The sequence below is a fragment of the Pseudomonas sp. MWU318 genome, assembly GCF_016756945.1.
In the GTDB taxonomy this organism is placed as follows: Bacteria; Pseudomonadota; Gammaproteobacteria; order Pseudomonadales; family Pseudomonadaceae; genus Aquipseudomonas; species Aquipseudomonas putida_A.
The window spans coordinates 145544-161429 of record NZ_JAESJL010000004.1 but is presented as its reverse complement, the minus strand read 5'-3'; the positions used below and the strand labels follow the sequence as shown (position 1 = coordinate 161429).

At 59.8% G+C, this 15886-nt stretch carries 17 protein-coding genes; 11 read left to right on the top strand and 6 right to left on the bottom strand.

The window, feature by feature from the left end; translation table 11 throughout:
- Positions 1-85: 85 nt before the first annotated feature.
- A complete protein-coding gene (locus tag JN524_RS11705; RefSeq protein WP_202369433.1) occupies positions 86-907 on the bottom strand; it encodes an HDOD domain-containing protein in 822 nt (273 codons plus the stop codon).
- A gap of 35 nt (positions 908-942) precedes the next feature.
- Positions 943-1884 carry a CAF17-like 4Fe-4S cluster assembly/insertion protein YgfZ gene (ygfZ, locus tag JN524_RS11700; RefSeq protein WP_202369432.1) on the bottom strand — a complete coding sequence of 314 codons (942 nt, stop codon included), beginning with the start codon at positions 1882-1884 and terminating at the stop codon, positions 943-945.
- 150 nt (positions 1885-2034) lie between these two features.
- On the opposite strand from ygfZ, the gene JN524_RS11695 reads away from it, so the two are divergent.
- Both JN524_RS11695 and JN524_RS11690 read left to right on the top strand, forming a co-directional pair.
- On the top strand, positions 2035-2289 hold the full coding sequence (locus tag JN524_RS11695) for an FAD assembly factor SdhE (RefSeq protein WP_003222550.1): 255 nt from the start codon (positions 2035-2037) through the stop codon (positions 2287-2289).
- On the top strand, positions 2273-2725 hold the full coding sequence (locus tag JN524_RS11690; RefSeq protein WP_202369431.1) for a protein YgfX: 453 nt from the start codon (positions 2273-2275) through the stop codon (positions 2723-2725). Before JN524_RS11695 ends, JN524_RS11690 begins: the two co-directional genes overlap by 17 nt.
- On the opposite strand, the gene nadB is transcribed toward JN524_RS11690, so the two are convergent.
- Positions 2694-4310 (bottom strand): L-aspartate oxidase, encoded by a 1617-nt coding sequence (gene nadB / locus JN524_RS11685; RefSeq protein WP_202369430.1) that lies wholly within the window; start codon positions 4308-4310, stop codon positions 2694-2696. The genes JN524_RS11690 and nadB overlap by 32 nt on opposite strands.
- A 558-nt stretch (positions 4311-4868) precedes the next feature.
- Here nadB and rpoE point away from each other — a divergent pair.
- The 4 genes from rpoE (at position 4869) to JN524_RS11665 (ending at position 8680) form a co-directional block, all read left to right on the top strand.
- Positions 4869-5450, top strand: coding sequence for an RNA polymerase sigma factor RpoE (gene rpoE / locus JN524_RS11680; RefSeq protein ID WP_003172477.1), 582 nt, complete (start codon positions 4869-4871; stop codon positions 5448-5450).
- Between the two features lie 30 nt (positions 5451-5480).
- The gene (locus JN524_RS11675) at positions 5481-6068 is read left to right on the top strand and encodes a sigma-E factor negative regulatory protein (protein WP_003222558.1); all 588 of its coding nucleotides are present in this window, start codon (positions 5481-5483) and stop codon (positions 6066-6068) included.
- A gap of 8 nt (positions 6069-6076) precedes the next feature.
- Positions 6077-7039, top strand: coding sequence for a MucB/RseB C-terminal domain-containing protein (locus JN524_RS11670; protein ID WP_202369429.1), 963 nt, complete (start codon positions 6077-6079; stop codon positions 7037-7039).
- 210 nt (positions 7040-7249) lie between these two features.
- A complete protein-coding gene (locus JN524_RS11665; protein WP_202369428.1) occupies positions 7250-8680 on the top strand; it encodes a DegQ family serine endoprotease in 1431 nt (476 codons plus the stop codon).
- Between the two features lie 79 nt (positions 8681-8759).
- On the opposite strand, the gene JN524_RS11660 is transcribed toward JN524_RS11665, so the two are convergent.
- Complete coding sequence (locus tag JN524_RS11660) at positions 8760-10193, bottom strand: M48 family metalloprotease (protein ID WP_202369427.1); 1434 nt, start codon at positions 10191-10193, stop codon at positions 8760-8762.
- A 98-nt stretch (positions 10194-10291) separates the two neighbouring features.
- Here JN524_RS11660 and JN524_RS11655 point away from each other — a divergent pair, with 98 nt between their 5' ends.
- Together JN524_RS11655 and JN524_RS11650 are read left to right on the top strand one after the other, a co-directional pair.
- Positions 10292-10531 carry a sulfurtransferase TusA family protein gene (locus JN524_RS11655; protein WP_007963279.1) on the top strand — a complete coding sequence of 80 codons (240 nt, stop codon included), beginning with the start codon at positions 10292-10294 and terminating at the stop codon, positions 10529-10531.
- A 32-nt stretch (positions 10532-10563) separates the two neighbouring features.
- Entirely contained in the window at positions 10564-11634 is a 1071-nt protein-coding gene (locus JN524_RS11650; RefSeq protein WP_027614463.1) for an AI-2E family transporter, read from the top strand.
- A 103-nt stretch (positions 11635-11737) separates the two neighbouring features.
- Here the strand turns inward: JN524_RS11650 and JN524_RS11645 are convergent, their stop codons facing one another.
- Entirely contained in the window at positions 11738-12211 is a 474-nt protein-coding gene (locus tag JN524_RS11645) for a peroxiredoxin (RefSeq protein WP_202369426.1), read from the bottom strand.
- Between the two features lie 10 nt (positions 12212-12221).
- Positions 12222-12782 (bottom strand): glycine cleavage system protein R, encoded by a 561-nt coding sequence (locus JN524_RS11640; RefSeq protein WP_007963284.1) that lies wholly within the window; start codon positions 12780-12782, stop codon positions 12222-12224.
- Between the two features lie 325 nt (positions 12783-13107).
- Between JN524_RS11640 and dapA the strand changes: the two genes are divergently transcribed.
- Genes dapA through JN524_RS11625 form a run of 3 tightly spaced genes read left to right on the top strand, consistent with a single transcriptional unit; the run spans position 13108 to position 15885 of the window.
- Entirely contained in the window at positions 13108-13986 is an 879-nt protein-coding gene (gene dapA, locus JN524_RS11635) for a 4-hydroxy-tetrahydrodipicolinate synthase (RefSeq protein WP_202369425.1), read from the top strand.
- 17 nt (positions 13987-14003) lie between these two features.
- Positions 14004-15119, top strand: coding sequence for an outer membrane protein assembly factor BamC (gene bamC, locus JN524_RS11630; protein ID WP_027614466.1), 1116 nt, complete (start codon positions 14004-14006; stop codon positions 15117-15119).
- Positions 15120-15123: 4 nt separating this feature from the next.
- Positions 15124-15885 carry an MBL fold metallo-hydrolase gene (locus tag JN524_RS11625; RefSeq protein ID WP_047598088.1) on the top strand — a complete coding sequence of 254 codons (762 nt, stop codon included), beginning with the start codon at positions 15124-15126 and terminating at the stop codon, positions 15883-15885.
- The last annotated feature ends 1 nt before the right edge of the window (position 15886 follow it).

The window sequence follows — 15886 nt, the reverse complement described above, 5'->3', positions numbered from 1 at the left end:
AGTGCAAGGTTTGCCTGATGAAGGGAGGCCGCCTGGTTTTGGGACCGCTTCGCAGCCCAGCGGGAGCAAGCTCCCTCACCACAGATCAGTAAAACATCGTCCGCGATTCTTCCAGATCCGCGCACAATTCTTTGTTATCGGGATCGATCCCAAGCTTCCTGAACGCCGGCACGCTGAGCGGATCAATCCGCGCAATCGGATGATCGCTGTCCTTGTGGCAATACAGGCTCGCCACCTGCACCAGATCGACGTAATCGAGGTGCGCCGAGTCGCGTTTGAAATCCAGATACAGCCCCGGCAACGCCACCAGTTGCTCGGGAAATTCCCAGACCCGCAACAGCTTGTCGCCCAGCAGCGGGTGAATGTGGTCGATCACATGGTTGAGGCTGACCGGGTCAGACAGCAGTTCGTAGTGATCTTCGGCGTAGGTCAGAATCGGCAGTACGCCGATCTGATGCACCAGCCCGCCCAACGCCGCCTGATCAGGTTTGAGTTGGGTGTGCCGACGGCACAGGGCGTAGCTGACGCCGGCGATCTCCAGGCTCTTGCGCCAGACTTCGCGCATCTTCTGTTCGACCACCTCGGAGCGGGCGTGGAAGATCTGTTCCATCACCAGGCCGATCGCCAGGTTGCTGCTGTAGTTCACCCCCAGTCGGGTGATCGCGGTGTGCAGGTCGGTGACTTCCTGGGTCGCGCGCAGCAACGGGCTGTTGACCACTTTGATCAGGCGTGCCGACAGCGCCGTGTCGCGGCCAATCACTTTGCTCAGGTCGCTGACACTGATCTCCGGGTCTTCGGCGGCCTTGCGAATTTGCAGGGCCACTTCCGGTAACGTTGGCAGAACCAGGTCATCGTTATCGATGGCCTCAACCAAATCCTGTTGGACCTTATCCGCCAGCTCGCTCATGTAGATTCTCTAGGGTGTTGCAACAAAAGCTGCGATCAGCGCTGGATTTCGCGGTCGCGATCCAGTTCGTAGGGCAGGTCGAGCAAATGCAGGGCTGGCCCTTCGAGGGCGCCCAGGTGCAGATCACCCGCTTCGGCAGCTTCGGCCTGCAACACCGCCAACAGTTCAATCTTTTCTGCGGCGCGGGCGGCAATCACCACTTCGCCGATGGCGCTGCTGTGGCTTGGGGCGAACAGCGGGGTGCCCGGCTCTGGCAGTTCAGTCGCATCAAGTTCTACGCGATAGAGGCGACGCTTGAGCTTGCCCAGGTACTGCATGCGCGCGACGATTTCCTGGCCGGTGTAGCAACCTTTCTTGAAACTCACGCCACCGACTGCCTGCAGGTTGAGCATCTGCGGGATGAACAGCTCGCGGGTGGTCGGCATGACCTGACCGATACCGGCGCGAATCTGCCCCAGCAGCCATTGGTTCAATTCGCCTTCAGGCAGGGCGGTGGCCAACTTGGCTTTGATGGCGTCGGCTTGATCGGCCGGTACCCAGAGTTCGGCGCGTTCCGGCGAGACGCGAATCGCGATCAGGCCTGCGCTGCGTACCACGCTGTCGGTTTCGCTTGGCAGGTTCAGCTCCAGGCTGGCCAACGCGGCGTCGCCGTGCTCCAGGCCAAAACGCACCCAGGCGGCGCTTTCGTCGGTCAGTTTGGATTTGGAGAACACCGCGTACTTTTTCAGGTCCGCCAGTTGCGGCTCCAGCAGTTCACTGGCCATTGCCAGCAGCACGCCGTCACCTTCGAGCAGAATGCGGAAGCTCGACTGCATCCGGCCTTTTTGCGTGCAGCGCGCGCCCAGGCTGGCCTGGCTGTCGCTGAGGTAATTGATGTTGCAGGTCAATTGGCCTTGCAGGAATTTGCCGGCATCCACGCCGCGAACCGCGAGTACGCCTTCATGAGACAGGGTGCAGAAAAAAGCAGAATCGGCCATGGGTCATCGCAGGGTAAAAAAGTCTGGGGCACATCATAAGGGCGCGTTGTTGAAATGGGTAGTTGATAAAGGATCGGTGGTGCCCGACCAAAGCCGACTGTGCGACCCGCGCCGGGGCTGTATACTGCGCGCCTATTTGAGGAGGGCTCCATGGTCGAACAAGTTGAACTCAATCGCCTCTTCTGGCACAGCCGCCGCGGCATGCTGGAACTTGACGTGCTGCTGGTGCCGTTCGTGAAAGAGGTGTATCCGCACCTCAACCAGGTCGATCGCGACTTGTATGTCCGTCTGCTGACCTGTGAGGATCAGGACATGTTCGGCTGGTTCATGGAGCGCAGTGAGTCCGAAGACCCTGAGTTGCAGCGCATGGTCCGGATGATCCTGGACCGTGTTCAGCCCAAGTAACACGTTCGAATGCCGCTGGCATGCCTCACGGCAGTTGCTGGCGGCGTATCTGTTGACCCAGGCATTCGCGCTGGGTGTTTTGTTTCTCCTGTCGATTCCACTCTGGGCCAGTCTGCTCGGGGCTTTCGCCTGTCTGCTGCACGCCGCGTGGGTGTTGCCACGGCAGATTCTGCTGAAGCATCCGCAGGCTTTTTGCCGATTGCGCCGCGACGCCGATGGCTGGCAGTTGTGGAATCAGGCGGGCGGCTGGCAAGCGGTGCAACTGCGCCCGGACAGCCTGGCGTTGCCGTTGATCGTGGTGTTGCGCTTTCGTCTGCGCGGGGAGCGGCGGGTGCGCTCGATCTGTGTGCCGCGAGACTCGCAGGCAGCGGATGTACACCGACGCCTGCGAGTGCGGCTCAAGTTCAGCCGGCGTAGGTGGGCGGCACCAGAATAGTGTCGAGCGCCTCGGGCAGCAGGTTCGGGTAGTCGAGGGTGTAATGCAGACCGCGACTTTCCTTGCGCTCCATGGCTGAGCAGATCATCAGTTCGGCGACTTGCGCCAGATTACGCAGCTCGATCAGGTCGCGGCTGACTTTATAGTTGCTGTAGAACTCGTCGATCTCGTCCAGCAACAGACGCACGCGGTGCTGCGCTCGTTGCAGGCGCTTGTTGGTGCGAACGATGCCGACGTAGTCCCACATGAAGCGGCGCAGCTCGTCCCAGTTGTGGGCGATGATCACGTCTTCGTCGGAATCGGTGACCTGGCTGGCGTCCCACTCGGGCAGGGCGGTTGGCGCGGTGACGTCATCCAGTTGCGCAAGAATGTCCGCTGCCGCCGAGCGGGCATAGACGAAGCATTCGAGCAGCGAGTTGCTGGCCATGCGGTTGGCGCCGTGCAGGCCGGTGAAGCTGGTTTCGCCGATGGCGTACAGCCCCGGCACGTCGGTGCGACCGTGCTGGTCAACCATCACCCCGCCACAGGTGTAGTGCGCCGCCGGTACGACCGGGATCGGCTGCTTGGTGATGTCGATGCCGAAACCCAGGCAGCGTTCGTAAACCGTCGGAAAGTGGCTTTTGATGAAGGCTTCAGGTTTGTGGCTGATGTCGAGATACACGCAGTCGACGCCCAGCCGCTTCATTTCATGGTCGATGGCGCGGGCGACGATGTCGCGTGGCGCCAGTTCGGCACGTTTGTCGAAGCGCGGCATGAACCGCTCGCCGTTGGGCAGCTTCAGGTGCGCGCCTTCACCACGCAGGGCTTCTGTGATCAGGAAGCTCTTGGCCTGCGGGTGATACAGGCAAGTGGGGTGGAACTGGTTGAATTCCAGGTTCGCCACCCGGCAGCCCGAGCGCCAGGCCATGGCGATGCCGTCACCGCAGGCACCGTCGGGGTTGCTGGTATAGAGGTAGACCTTGGCCGCGCCGCCAGACGCGAGGATCACGAAGCGTGCGCCGTAGGTGTCGACTTCGCCGGTAGCGCGATTCAGCACATAGGCGCCGAGGCAACGCTCGCCATTCATGCCCAGACGGCGTTCGGTGATCAGATCAACGGCAACTCGCTGCTCCAGCAGTTCGATGTTGCTGCGTTCTTTGGCTTGGGCGAGGAGGGTGGTGAAAATCGCTGCGCCGGTCGCGTCAGCGGCGTGGATGATGCGCCGATGGCTGTGGCCGCCTTCGCGGGTCAGGTGGAATTCGAAACCGCCGTCTTCGGTGCCGGACTGTTCGTCGCGGGTGAACGGCACGCCCTGGTCGATCAGCCACTGGATGGCTTCGCGGCTGTGCTCGACGGTAAAACGCACCGCGTCTTCATGGCACAGACCGCCGCCGGCGTTCAGGGTGTCGTCGACGTGGGATTCGACAGTATCGGTATCGTCCAGCACGGCCGCGACGCCGCCCTGGGCCCAAAAAGTCGAGCCGTTGGCCAGATCACCTTTGCTCAATACGGCAATGCGCAAATGACCCGGCAAGGTCAGCGCGAGACTCAAACCGGCAGCGCCGCTGCCAATCACCAGAACATCGTGTTGAAACTGTTGGCTCATTTCAGGATTCCGCTCAAAGCGACCCGGATCGGGGTTGGCGCAAGACAGCTGGATCGGCGAGTCAAGACAGCCACACAGCCCACTAGTATATAGAGGGGTGGAGCGGCACAATAGCCGGGCTCGTATGGCATTGTGAAACTACTGTGACGACAAAAGCTTGACGCTTCGTCGGACGTTTTTTTCTGTCGTTTTGGGAAAAGGCGACTGTATCGAGGATGAAACAGGCTTTTTCAGCACACGGTTGCTCGGTGTCGCTTCAGCGCGGCTATAAATAATTGGAACTTTTGCCAGAGGCCCAAGATCAATAGTCAGTTGCCAGAAGCACGGGACAGTGTCGGCTTCAATGCAGAACCTGCGATTGGGTTTTTGCCGGCGAACCGATGACAAGATTATTCGCGCAGCCGGTTTATCCCGCGCTGCGTTTTTCGTGCGTGCCAAATCAGAGCCCGCAGGAAACTTGCCTGGAGGGGGAGAACTTTTGCGAAAAGCCCGAGTCTATGTTTGCAAGTCTGGTCGTTTAGTTATGCAAGCCTCCTCCATGCTTATCGAGGAGTGTTCATGCTAACCCAGGAAGAGGATCAGCAGCTGGTCGAGCGCGTTCAGCGTGGCGACAAGCGAGCTTTCGATCTGCTGGTGCTGAAATATCAGCACAAAATTCTCGGGTTGATCGTGCGTTTCGTGCACGACACCCATGAAGCCCAGGATGTGGCTCAGGAAGCCTTTATCAAGGCCTACCGAGCGCTAGGAAACTTTCGCGGAGACAGCGCGTTCTATACGTGGCTTTACCGCATTGCCATCAACACGGCAAAGAACTATCTGGTTTCACGCGGCCGCCGGCCGCCGGATAGCGATGTAAGTTCTGAAGATGCAGAGTTCTACGATGGCGATCACGGCCTGAAGGATCTCGAGTCACCGGAACGCGCATTGCTGCGGGATGAGATCGAAGGCACCGTCCATCGAACCATTCAGCAACTGCCAGAGGATTTACGTACGGCTTTAACTTTACGTGAATTCGATGGTCTGAGTTACGAGGACATTGCGAGCGTCATGCAGTGTCCGGTGGGTACCGTGCGCTCCCGGATTTTCCGCGCCCGGGAGGCCATCGATAAAGCCCTGCAGCCGTTGTTGCAGGAAAACTGAGACAGCGGCGACAGCCAAGAGAGGAACGCCATGAGTCGTGAAGCCCTGCAGGAATCGCTGTCCGCAGTGATGGATAACGAAGCGGACGAACTGGAATTGCGTCGAGTGATCAATGCACTGGACGATGTTGAAACCCGTGAGACCTGGGCTCGTTATCAGATCGCTCGGGCGGCCATGCACAAGGATCTGCTGCTTCCGCGTCTGGACATTGCTGCGGCAGTTTCTGCTGCGCTGGAAGACGAAACGGCTCCAGCCAAAGTATCCCGCGGCCCTTGGCGCAATCTCGGTCGTCTGGCCGTTGCGGCTTCGGTGACCGTTGCAGTACTGGCCGGTGTGCGCCTGTACAACCAGGACGAAATCGCTGGAGTCGAACTGGCCCAGCAGTCCAATCAGCCTTCGCTGGTTGCGCCGCAGGTCAAAGGCCCGGCTGTATTGGCTGGCTACAAGGAAAGCTCGGAAACCACCGGTCCGATGGCCAATGGCGTCCTGCAAGGTCAGCCAGGCTGGCACGATCAGCGTCTGCCAGGCTATCTGCGTCAGCATGCTCAGCAGGCTGCATTGAAAGGTACTGAAAGCGCTCTGCCTTATGCGCGTGCAGCAAGCATGGAAAACCGTTAAGGAGGATCATGCGCGCCATACCTCTACTTACGCTTCTGCTTAGCGGCTGGTTCATTGTTCCAGCCCATGCCGACGAGGCCCAGGACTGGCTGATCCGCCTGGGTCAGGCCGAGCAGCAGCAAAGCTTCCAAGGTACTTTCGTATACGAGCGTAACGGTAGTTTTTCTACCCACAATATCTGGCATCGTGTCCAGAACGGTCAGGTCCGCGAGCGTTTGCTTCAGCTCGACGGCTCGGCTCAGGAAGTCGTGCGTGTTGATGGGCATACTCAATGCGTCAGCGGCACTCTGATTGCGGGGTTGGGAGATTCTCCCAACTCGACCGCTCGTTCGCTTGACCCCCAAAAGCTGAAAAACTGGTATGAGCTTGCCGTCATCGGCAAGTCGCGCGTGGCCGGGCGTGATGCGGTCATCGTATCGCTGACGCCTCGCGACCAGCATCGTTATGGTTTCGAACTGCATCTGGATAAACAGACCGGTTTGCCATTGAAGTCGTTATTGCTCAACGACAAAGGGCAGCTACTCGAGCGTTTCCAGTTCACCAGCCTCGATACCGCTGATGTCCCGTCGGACAAAGACCTGCAAGCTGGCGCCGAGTGCAAGGCCGTTACTATTGATAGTGACAAGGCGTCTGCCGTGAAGACAGCTCAGGTCTGGCATTCCGACTGGCTGCCTCCGGGGTTTGTGCTGACCAGCAGTACTTCACGCAAAGATTCGGAAACCAAGACTCAAGTCAGCAGCCTGATGTATGACGACGGGCTGGCGCGGTTTTCGGTATTTCTTGAGCCGTTGAACGGTGCAACAGTGACCGATACCCGCACGCAGTTGGGGCCGACTGTCGCTGTTTCCCGTCGCCTCACTACGCCTGAGGGTGAGATGATGGTGACGGTGGTCGGCGAAATTCCAATCGGCACGGCCGAGAGGATTGCCCTTTCGATGCGTAACGATGGCGCTGCAACCAGCAAGCAGTGAGCTGATTTCAGTCATTTCCACTTCTTCTTCGAGACGTAGATGAAATGTTTGCTCAGCATTTTCATTTGCAAATCACCCGAAAGTTTTTTATAGGTCAGAGCCTCACGGCTCTGGCCTTGTCTGTTGTTCCCGGAACAAAAATACCGGCCCGCGGTTCCCGGTGTTCCTTGCTCCATATCGCTTAACCCTGCTCGTCGTAACGGGAGCTGTATGTCGATACTTAGCTTGAAGTCTTATCTCTCCATTTTCGCCACCGTGCTGGTGCTGGGTCAGGCTGTCCCCGCTGCCCAGGCGGCCGACCTGCCGGATTTCACCCAACTGGTTGAACAGGCCTCGCCTGCAGTGGTGAACATCAGTACCACGCAGAAGCTGCCGGACCGCAAGGTGAACCAGCAGATGCCTGACCTGGAAGGCTTGCCGCCGATGTTGCGCGAGTTCTTCGAGCGTGGCATGCCGCCTCAGCAGCGTTCGCCGCGCGGCGACCGTCAGCGTGAAGCGCAATCGCTGGGTTCGGGCTTCATCATTTCCTCGGATGGCTACATCCTCACCAATAACCATGTGATTGCCGATGCCGACGAAATCCTCGTGCGTCTGGCTGATCGCAGTGAAATGAAAGCCAAGCTTATCGGTACCGACCCACGTTCCGACGTGGCCCTGCTGAAAATCGATGGCAAGGATCTGCCGGTGCTCAAGCTCGGCAAGTCCCAGGACCTGAAGGCGGGTCAGTGGGTCGTGGCGATCGGTTCGCCGTTCGGCTTTGACCACACCGTGACCCAAGGTATTGTCAGCGCCGTCGGCCGTAGCCTGCCGAACGAAAACTACGTGCCGTTCATCCAGACCGACGTGCCGATCAACCCGGGTAACTCCGGTGGCCCGCTGTTCAACCTGAACGGTGAAGTGGTCGGGATCAACTCGCAGATCTACACCCGCTCCGGTGGCTTCATGGGCGTGTCGTTCGCCATCCCGATCGATGTGGCGATGGACGTTTCCAATCAGCTGAAAAGCGGTGGCAAAGTCAGCCGCGGCTGGCTGGGTGTGGTCATCCAGGAAGTGAACAAGGATCTGGCCGAGTCGTTCGGTCTTGATAAGCCGGCCGGTGCGCTGGTTGCACAGATTCAGGATGACGGTCCGGCAGCCAAGGGTGGTCTGCAAGTGGGCGACGTGATCCTGAGCATGAACGGTCAGCCGATCGTCATGTCCGCCGACCTGCCACATCTGGTGGGTGCGCTGAAAGCGGGCGCCAAGGCCAACCTCGAAGTGATCCGTGACGGCAAGCGCAAGAATGTCGAGCTGACCGTCGGCGCGATTCCGGACGAGGACAAAGAGCTGGCAGCACTGCCGAAATCCGGCGCAGAAAGCAGCAGCAACCGCCTCGGTGTTTCGGTGATCGAGCTGACCGCCGAGCAGAAGAAAACCTACGACCTCAAGGGCGGTGTGGTCATCAAGGATGTTCAGGATGGTCCTGCGGCACTGATCGGTCTGCAGCCGGGTGACGTGATCACTCACCTGAATAACCAGGCCATCGGCTCCACCAAGGAGTTCGCCGAGATCGCCAAGGCGCTGCCGAAGAATCGTTCGGTGTCGATGCGCGTTCTGCGTGAAGGTCGCGCGAGCTTCATCACCTTCAAACTGGCGGAATAATCCGCTAGCGGTAAAATAAAAACCGCCTCGAAAGAGGCGGTTTTTTTATGCCTGGAACTTTTATGTCGCTGATGAAAACTCAGCCCATCATGTCCTTGATCATGCGCTCCTGCTCCATCAGCTCGCGCTGGCGCGCATCGATCCGCGAGGACAGCGGGAAGTTGCTGCCCGCCTTGCGCTTGGCAAAGTCGAGCTGCTGGATCGCCTGACGATAATCGCCGACCAGCGAGAAGTACTCGGCGCGAGCCTGATGCAGACCGATGATGTTGCCAGAGAGACCACGGGTTTCGGCGACCTGATACCACACGTCCGGATCATTCGGGCGGGATTTGAGCAGGCTGTCGAGGGCTTTCTCGGCGTCGGCGGTGCGATTCTGTTTCAGCAATAGATCGACCCGAACCTGATTCAGCGGGTAATTGCCCGGATACTGGGTGAGCATGCGGTCAACCCGCGTTTGCGCATCCGGCAGGCGGTTGTTGGTAATATCCAGGTCGATCTGCGCGAGGTTGTAGATGATCTCGTTGGGTGACTTGGCCAGCAGCTGTTTGAGATTCTCCCTGGCTTCATTGAGCTGGCCACCCTTGATCTGAGCGATCGCCAGGCCGTAGCGCGCCACGTCGTTTTTCGGATTTTCATCCAGTTGTGCACGGAAGCGCTTGGCGCCCAGTCCCGGGGTTTCTTCGTAGATCAGTTGAACGCGGGCGCGGATCAGTTGATAGCGCATGCTGTCTTCGATGCCGCCCGCCGGTGCTTGTTCTGCGCGGTTACGGGTGTCGGCGATACGCGATTCGGTGACCGGGTGAGTCAGCAGAAACTCTGGCGGCTTGGCGTCGAAGCGATACTGGCGCATCAGGCGTTCGAACATGGTCGGCATCGAGCGCGGGTCGTATCCGGCCTTTTCCAGGTTGAGGATGCCGATGCGGTCGGCTTCCTGTTCGTTCTGGCGCGAGAAGGTACGCTGCGATTGAATGGCTGCGGCCTGACTGCCGGCGATGGTCGCGATCCCGGCATCACCACCACCGGCGGCGGCAATCACGATCCCGGCCAGCAGCGCCGCCATCATCGGCACCTGCATCCGCTGCGAAGCTTCTACACCGCGCGCGAAGTGGCGTTGTGACAAGTGAGCCAGTTCGTGGGCCAGTACCGAGGCGTATTCACCTTCGGTCTGCGCGTTGAGGAACAGGCCGCCGTTGACTCCGACCACGCCACCCGGCGCCGCGAAGGCGTTGAGCTGCGGGCTGTTGATCAGAATGAATTCCAGACGGCGGTCGGTGACCTGGCTGGTCTCCACCAGTTTGTAAACACTGGATTCGACGTAGTCTTTGAGTTGCGGATCGTTGAGCTGCGCAACCTGGCTGCGCAACATCGCCAGCCAGGCGCGGCCCAGCTGATATTCCTGTTGCGGAGAGACAATGGCAGAACTGGCGTCGCCAAGTGACGGCAGATCGTCGGCAAAGCCCGGTGAGGCGAGCAGGCAAGCGAGCGTCAGCAGGGTAGGGCGCAGAAATGTCATGCACAAAGCCTTAGAAGACAAAGACCTTACTGTAGCCGGACACCGGGCTTGCGACCAGATATTCTAGGCGCCTTAACCACCTGAACCGGAGTGACGCAATGACCGACGCTGTAGCCCATGACTGTGAATTGGACGCCAGTGGCCTGAATTGCCCGTTGCCGTTGCTCAAGGCCAAGATGGAACTCAACAAGTTGCCCAGCGGCGCGGTGCTCAAGGTGATCGCCACGGATGCAGGCTCGCAGCGCGACTTCCGCACCTTTGCCCGTCTGGCCGGTCATACGCTGCTGCGCGAAGAAGACGAAGCAGGCGTCTACCGTTACTGGTTGAAAAAAGCCTGAAGCCGACAGCGTAAAAGACCTAAGGATTATTGATGTTCAAAGTGTTACGCGACTGGATTCAGCGCTACTTTTCCGACGAAGAAGCGGTGGTGCTGGCGGTGCTGCTGTTTCTCGCCTTCACCGCGGTGCTCACGCTCGGTGGCATGCTCGCGCCGGTATTGGCCGGGATGGTGTTGGCGTATCTGATGCAGGGGCTGGTACTCGCACTGGAGCGTATGCGCGTGCCTGGCGCGGCGGCGGTGGGGCTGGTGTTTGCGCTGTTCATGGGCGTGTTGCTGGTGTTCATCGTGGTGGTGTTGCCGCTGCTGTGGCATCAGTTGATCACGCTGTTCAACGAGTTGCCGGGGATGCTCGCCAAATGGCAGTCGCTGCTGCTGTTGCTGCCCGAGCGTTATCCGCATCTGGTTTCTGACGAGCAGGTGCTGCAGGCCATCGAAGCGGCGCGTGGCGAAATCGGCAAGTTCGGGCAATGGGCGCTGACCTTTTCCCTCTCGAGTCTGCCGCTGCTGGTCAACATCATGATCTATCTGGTGCTGGTGCCGATTCTGGTGTTCTTCTTCCTCAAGGATCGGGCCATGATCGGCGAGTGGGTGCGTGGCTATCTGCCCCGTGAGCGAGCGCTGATCACCCGCGTGGCGCAGGAAATGAACCGGCAGATCGCCAACTACATTCGCGGCAAGGTCATCGAGATCGTGATCTGTGGCGGCGTGACCTACATCGCGTTCGTCGCTCTCGGGCTCAACTATGCGGCGCTGTTGGCGTTGCTGGTCGGGGTGTCGGTGGTGGTACCGTACGTCGGCGCGGTGGTGGTGACCGTGCCGGTGTTGCTGATTGCGTTGTTCCAGTGGGGCTGGAGCGATCAGTTCATTTATCTGATGGCGGTCTACGGGATCATTCAGACCCTGGATGGCAACGTGCTGGTGCCGCTGCTGTTTTCCGAGGCGGTCAACCTGCACCCGGTGGCCATCATCTGCGCGGTGCTGCTGTTCGGCGGGCTTTGGGGGTTTTGGGGCGTGTTTTTTGCGATTCCGCTGGCGACGTTGTTCAAGGCCGTGCTGGATGCGTGGCCGCGCAAGGAGCCTGTGGTGGCTCCATTGCTATAAAAGCAAAAAGATCGCAGCCTGCGGCAGCTCCTACAGGGAAACGCATTCCAATTGTAGGAGCTGCCGCAGGCTGCGATCTTTTGATCTTTTGATCTTTTGATCTTCAGGCCTTGTTCAGCGCCTGAGCCGCAGCCAGCACCGCATCCACATGCCCCGGCACTTTCACGCCGCGCCATTCCTGACGCAGTACACCGTCCTTGTCGATCAGGAATGTGCTGCGATCAACGCCCAGGTACTCCTTGCCGTACAGTTTTTTCAGCTTGATCACGTCGAACAGCTGGCAGACGGCTTCGTCCTTGTCGCTGATCAGCTCGAACGGAAACTCCTGCTTGCACTTGAAGTTCTCGTGAGACTTCAGGCTATCGCGGGAGATACCGAAAATCTCGGTATTAGCGGCCTGGAACGCCGCGTACTGGTCACGAAAACCCTGGCCTTCGGTGGTGCAGCCCGGGGTGCTGTCCTTCGGATAGAAGTAGATCACCACTTGCTTGCCCTTCAGGGCGGACAAGCTGACGGTCTGCCCGCTGGTGGCAGGTGCTTCGAAATCCGCAACCGGTTGGTCGATGACAACGGCCATGAAAGCTTCCTTACATTGGGTTTTGTGGGCGCCAAGGTTCGATCAGCGCGTCCAGGTTCATTGCGTCGGCGAAGTCCAGGAACTGGTCGCGCAGCCAGCTGATCTGGGTGCCGGCGGGCAGGGTCACGGTGAACGTGGCGTTGAGCATGGTGCCGCCAGTCTGCGGAGCCTGATAGGTATCGCAGGTCAGGTTTTCCAGCTCGACGTTGTGATCCATGAAGAACTGGCACAGCTCATTGATGATGTCCGGGCGATACGCCGAGCTGACATAAGCCACGTACGGCAGGGCCTGTGGACGATTTTCCAGGGCCGCACTGCGCACCACGTTGACGGTAAATGCGTGGCGCTTGGCCAGGGTCGGCAGGCTGCCTTCGAGGCGGGCCAGCGCGTCCCAGCTGCCGGAGATTTCCAGCACCAGGGCGCTGCATTCGCCATGGCGAGTCAGGCGGGAGGTGACGACGGCGCAGCGATTTTCATGGCTGGCGCGGCACAGGACGTTAGTCAGCTCCATGGGGTTGGCGCCAAGGGCACTGATGACAAGGAATTGTTCGCGAACTGTGGGGGTGGACATGCAGCATTCCTAAAGCGATGAGCGGTCGGTAGGTCGATGGGCATTGGCCGTCGGGAAGCGTCTGCGCGTGCCCGTTCAGAAAGCCCCGGGCCGTGGCTCGCAATTCGCTCCAATAAAGGCGGAGCGTGCAGCAGCGACACTGGAACGGGGCCTGGGAGGCCGAAAGGGGAGGCTGGAACCCGGCGTACAAGCTGATCTGTACCGATCAAAGTCTGAAGGGTAGCGAAAACCGACGCCAAGGGGAATGGCGGCGCAGTACTTCGCTTGTGCAAGCATCTTGGCGCCAGTACCATTACCGCTCTCTTTTTCCGGCAGGAGCGGTTTCATGATTGCGGGCAGTATGGTGGCACTGGTCACTCCCATGGATGCACAAGGGCGTCTTGACTGGGACAGCCTCAGCAAACTCGTGGACTTCCATCTCAAGAACGGCACCCATGCCATTGTCGCGGTCGGTACTACCGGCGAGTCGGCGACCCTTGATGTAGAAGAACACATCGCCGTCATCAAAGCCGTGGTCAAACAGGTAGCCGGGCGCATTCCGGTGATCGCCGGTACCGGCGCCAACTCGACCCGCGAAGCCGTCGAGCTGACCCGCAACGCCAAGGAAGCCGGCGCCGACGCCTGCCTGCTGGTAGTTCCGTACTACAACAAGCCGACCCAGGAAGGCCTGTACCAGCACTTCAAGCACATTGCCGAAGCCGTCGACATTCCACAGATTCTCTACAACGTTCCCGGCCGCACCTCCTGCGACATGCAGGCCGAGACCGTGATTCGCCTGTCCAGCGTGCCGAACATCATCGGCATCAAGGAAGCCACCGGCGACCTGAAACGCGCCAAAGCCATCATCGACGGCGTGAGCAAGGACTTCATCGTGCTGTCCGGCGATGATCCGACCGCGGTCGAGCTGATCCTGCTGGGCGGCAAAGGCAACATCTCCGTAACGGCCAACGTCGCCCCGCGCGAAATGGCTGACCTGTGCGAGGCCGCGCTGAAAGGCGACGCCGAGACCGCACGGGCGATCAACGATAAATTGATGCCGCTGCACAAGGACCTGTTCATCGAAGCCAACCCGATTCCGGTGAAGTGGGCTTTGGTTGAAATGGGCCTGATGCACGAAGGCATCCGCCTGCCGTTGACCTGGCTGAGCGCTCCTTGTCATGAAACGCTTCGCACGGCCCTGCGCCAGTGCAGCGTCCTGGTTTAATTGAGGAAGTACAACGCATGAAGCGAATGGCCGGACTTTCCGCACTTGCCTTGATTATCTCCAGCACCAGTGGCTGCGGATGGGTCTGGGGCCCGGAAGGTTATTTCCGTGACCGTGGTAGCGATTACCTGGAAGCGCAACAGACTGCACCGATGCAACTGCCACCGAATGTCAGCACTTCCAAGCGTCTGGATCCTCTGTTGCCGATTCCGCGCAACGTGGCTGATGACACGGCGAAGGGCGAGTACGTGGTGCCGCGTCCGCAACCGCTGACGGCGGTTGCCGAGGCGACCGACTACTCGCTGCAGAAGAGCGGTGACTCGCGTTGGGTTGTGGCCCAGCACCCTCCGGCCGAAGTCTGGCCAGTGGCGGTGCAGTTCTTCCAGGACAACGGTTTCCGTCTGGATGAACAGCGTCCGCAAACCGGTGAGTTCACCACCACCTGGCAGCATTCCGACGAACTGTCCGCCGCCATGGCCAAGCGCCTGAGCGCCGCCGGTGTCGGTGCCGACAGCGAAACCCGCGTGCGGGTGCGTATCGAGCCAGGCGTGCAGCGCAACACCAGTGAAATCTACGTGGTCAGCGCCGAGCGTCCTGCCGGCAGCACCGCCGACGTCGATTTCACCAACCGTTCGGTCAACACTGGCCTGGACGCAGCGCTGGTCGACGACATGCTTGCGAGCATGAGCCGGATCTCCGAGAAGGGTGGTTCGGTGTCGATGCTGGCTTCGCGTGACTTCGATACCCCGAGCCGTGTCAGCCTCAGCGAAGACGGCAGCGGCAACCCGGTGCTGAACGTCGGTCCTGACCTGGATCGTGCCTGGTCGAGCGTCGGTCGTGCGCTGGAGCAAGGTCAGTGGCGCGTTGAAGACATCAACCGCAGCCTGGGCCTGTACTACATCAACCTGGCCGAGAAAGCCGAGAAGAAAGACGACAAGCCTGGTTTCTTCAGCAGCTTGTTCGGCAGTGCGCCGACCAAGGAAGAAGTTGAAGCCCGCGCCGAGCGTTATCAGGTTCGCCTGAGCAAGGTCGGTGAGAACGTTCAGGTGACTGTCGAGAAGAACATCAACACCGTTGCGCCGGCCGATGTGGCGCGCAAAGTGTTGAGCGTGATTCAGGACAACCTGGGCTGATCACATGCGCTTTGCCGTTCTCGGCAGCGGTAGCCAAGGGAACGGCACGCTGATTGCCAGTGCTGATACCTATGTGCTGGTGGATTGTGGTTTTTCCCTGCGGGAAACCGAAAAACGCCTGTTGCGTCTGGGGGTTCACCCGGCGCAACTGAGCGCGATACTCGTAACCCACGAACATGCCGACCACGTGCATGGCGTGGGTTTGCTGTCTCGGCGCTACAATCTGCCGGTCTACCTCAGTCGCGGCACACTGCGCGGGATGCGCAAACCGATCGAACCCGCAGGTTTTCTGGCCGGCGGCGAGCAGCTGCAGATCGGCGCACTGAACATCGGGGTCATTGCCGTGGCCCATGATGCGCAGGAGCCGACCCAGTACGTATTCAGTGATAACGAGCAGCGGCGCTTCGGCCTGCTGACCGACCTGGGTTCCTACTGCGAGCGGGTGCTGGACGGCTATCGGGATCTTGATGCGTTGATGATCGAGTCCAACCACTGCCGCGACATGCTGGCCCGTGGTCATTACCCGTACTTTCTCAAGCAACGGGTGGGCGGCGAGCTGGGACATTTGAACAACCATCAGGCGGCATTCCTGGTGGCCGAGTTGGGGTGGCAGGGCTTGCAGCATCTGGTTCTCGCCCACCTGAGCAGCAAGAACAACCTGCCGCAGCTGGCCCGGCAATGTTTTGTCGACACCCTCGGGTGCGACCCGGACTGGCTGCAACTGGCCGATCAAGATTCAGGGCTCGACTGGCGCCATATCGCCTAGC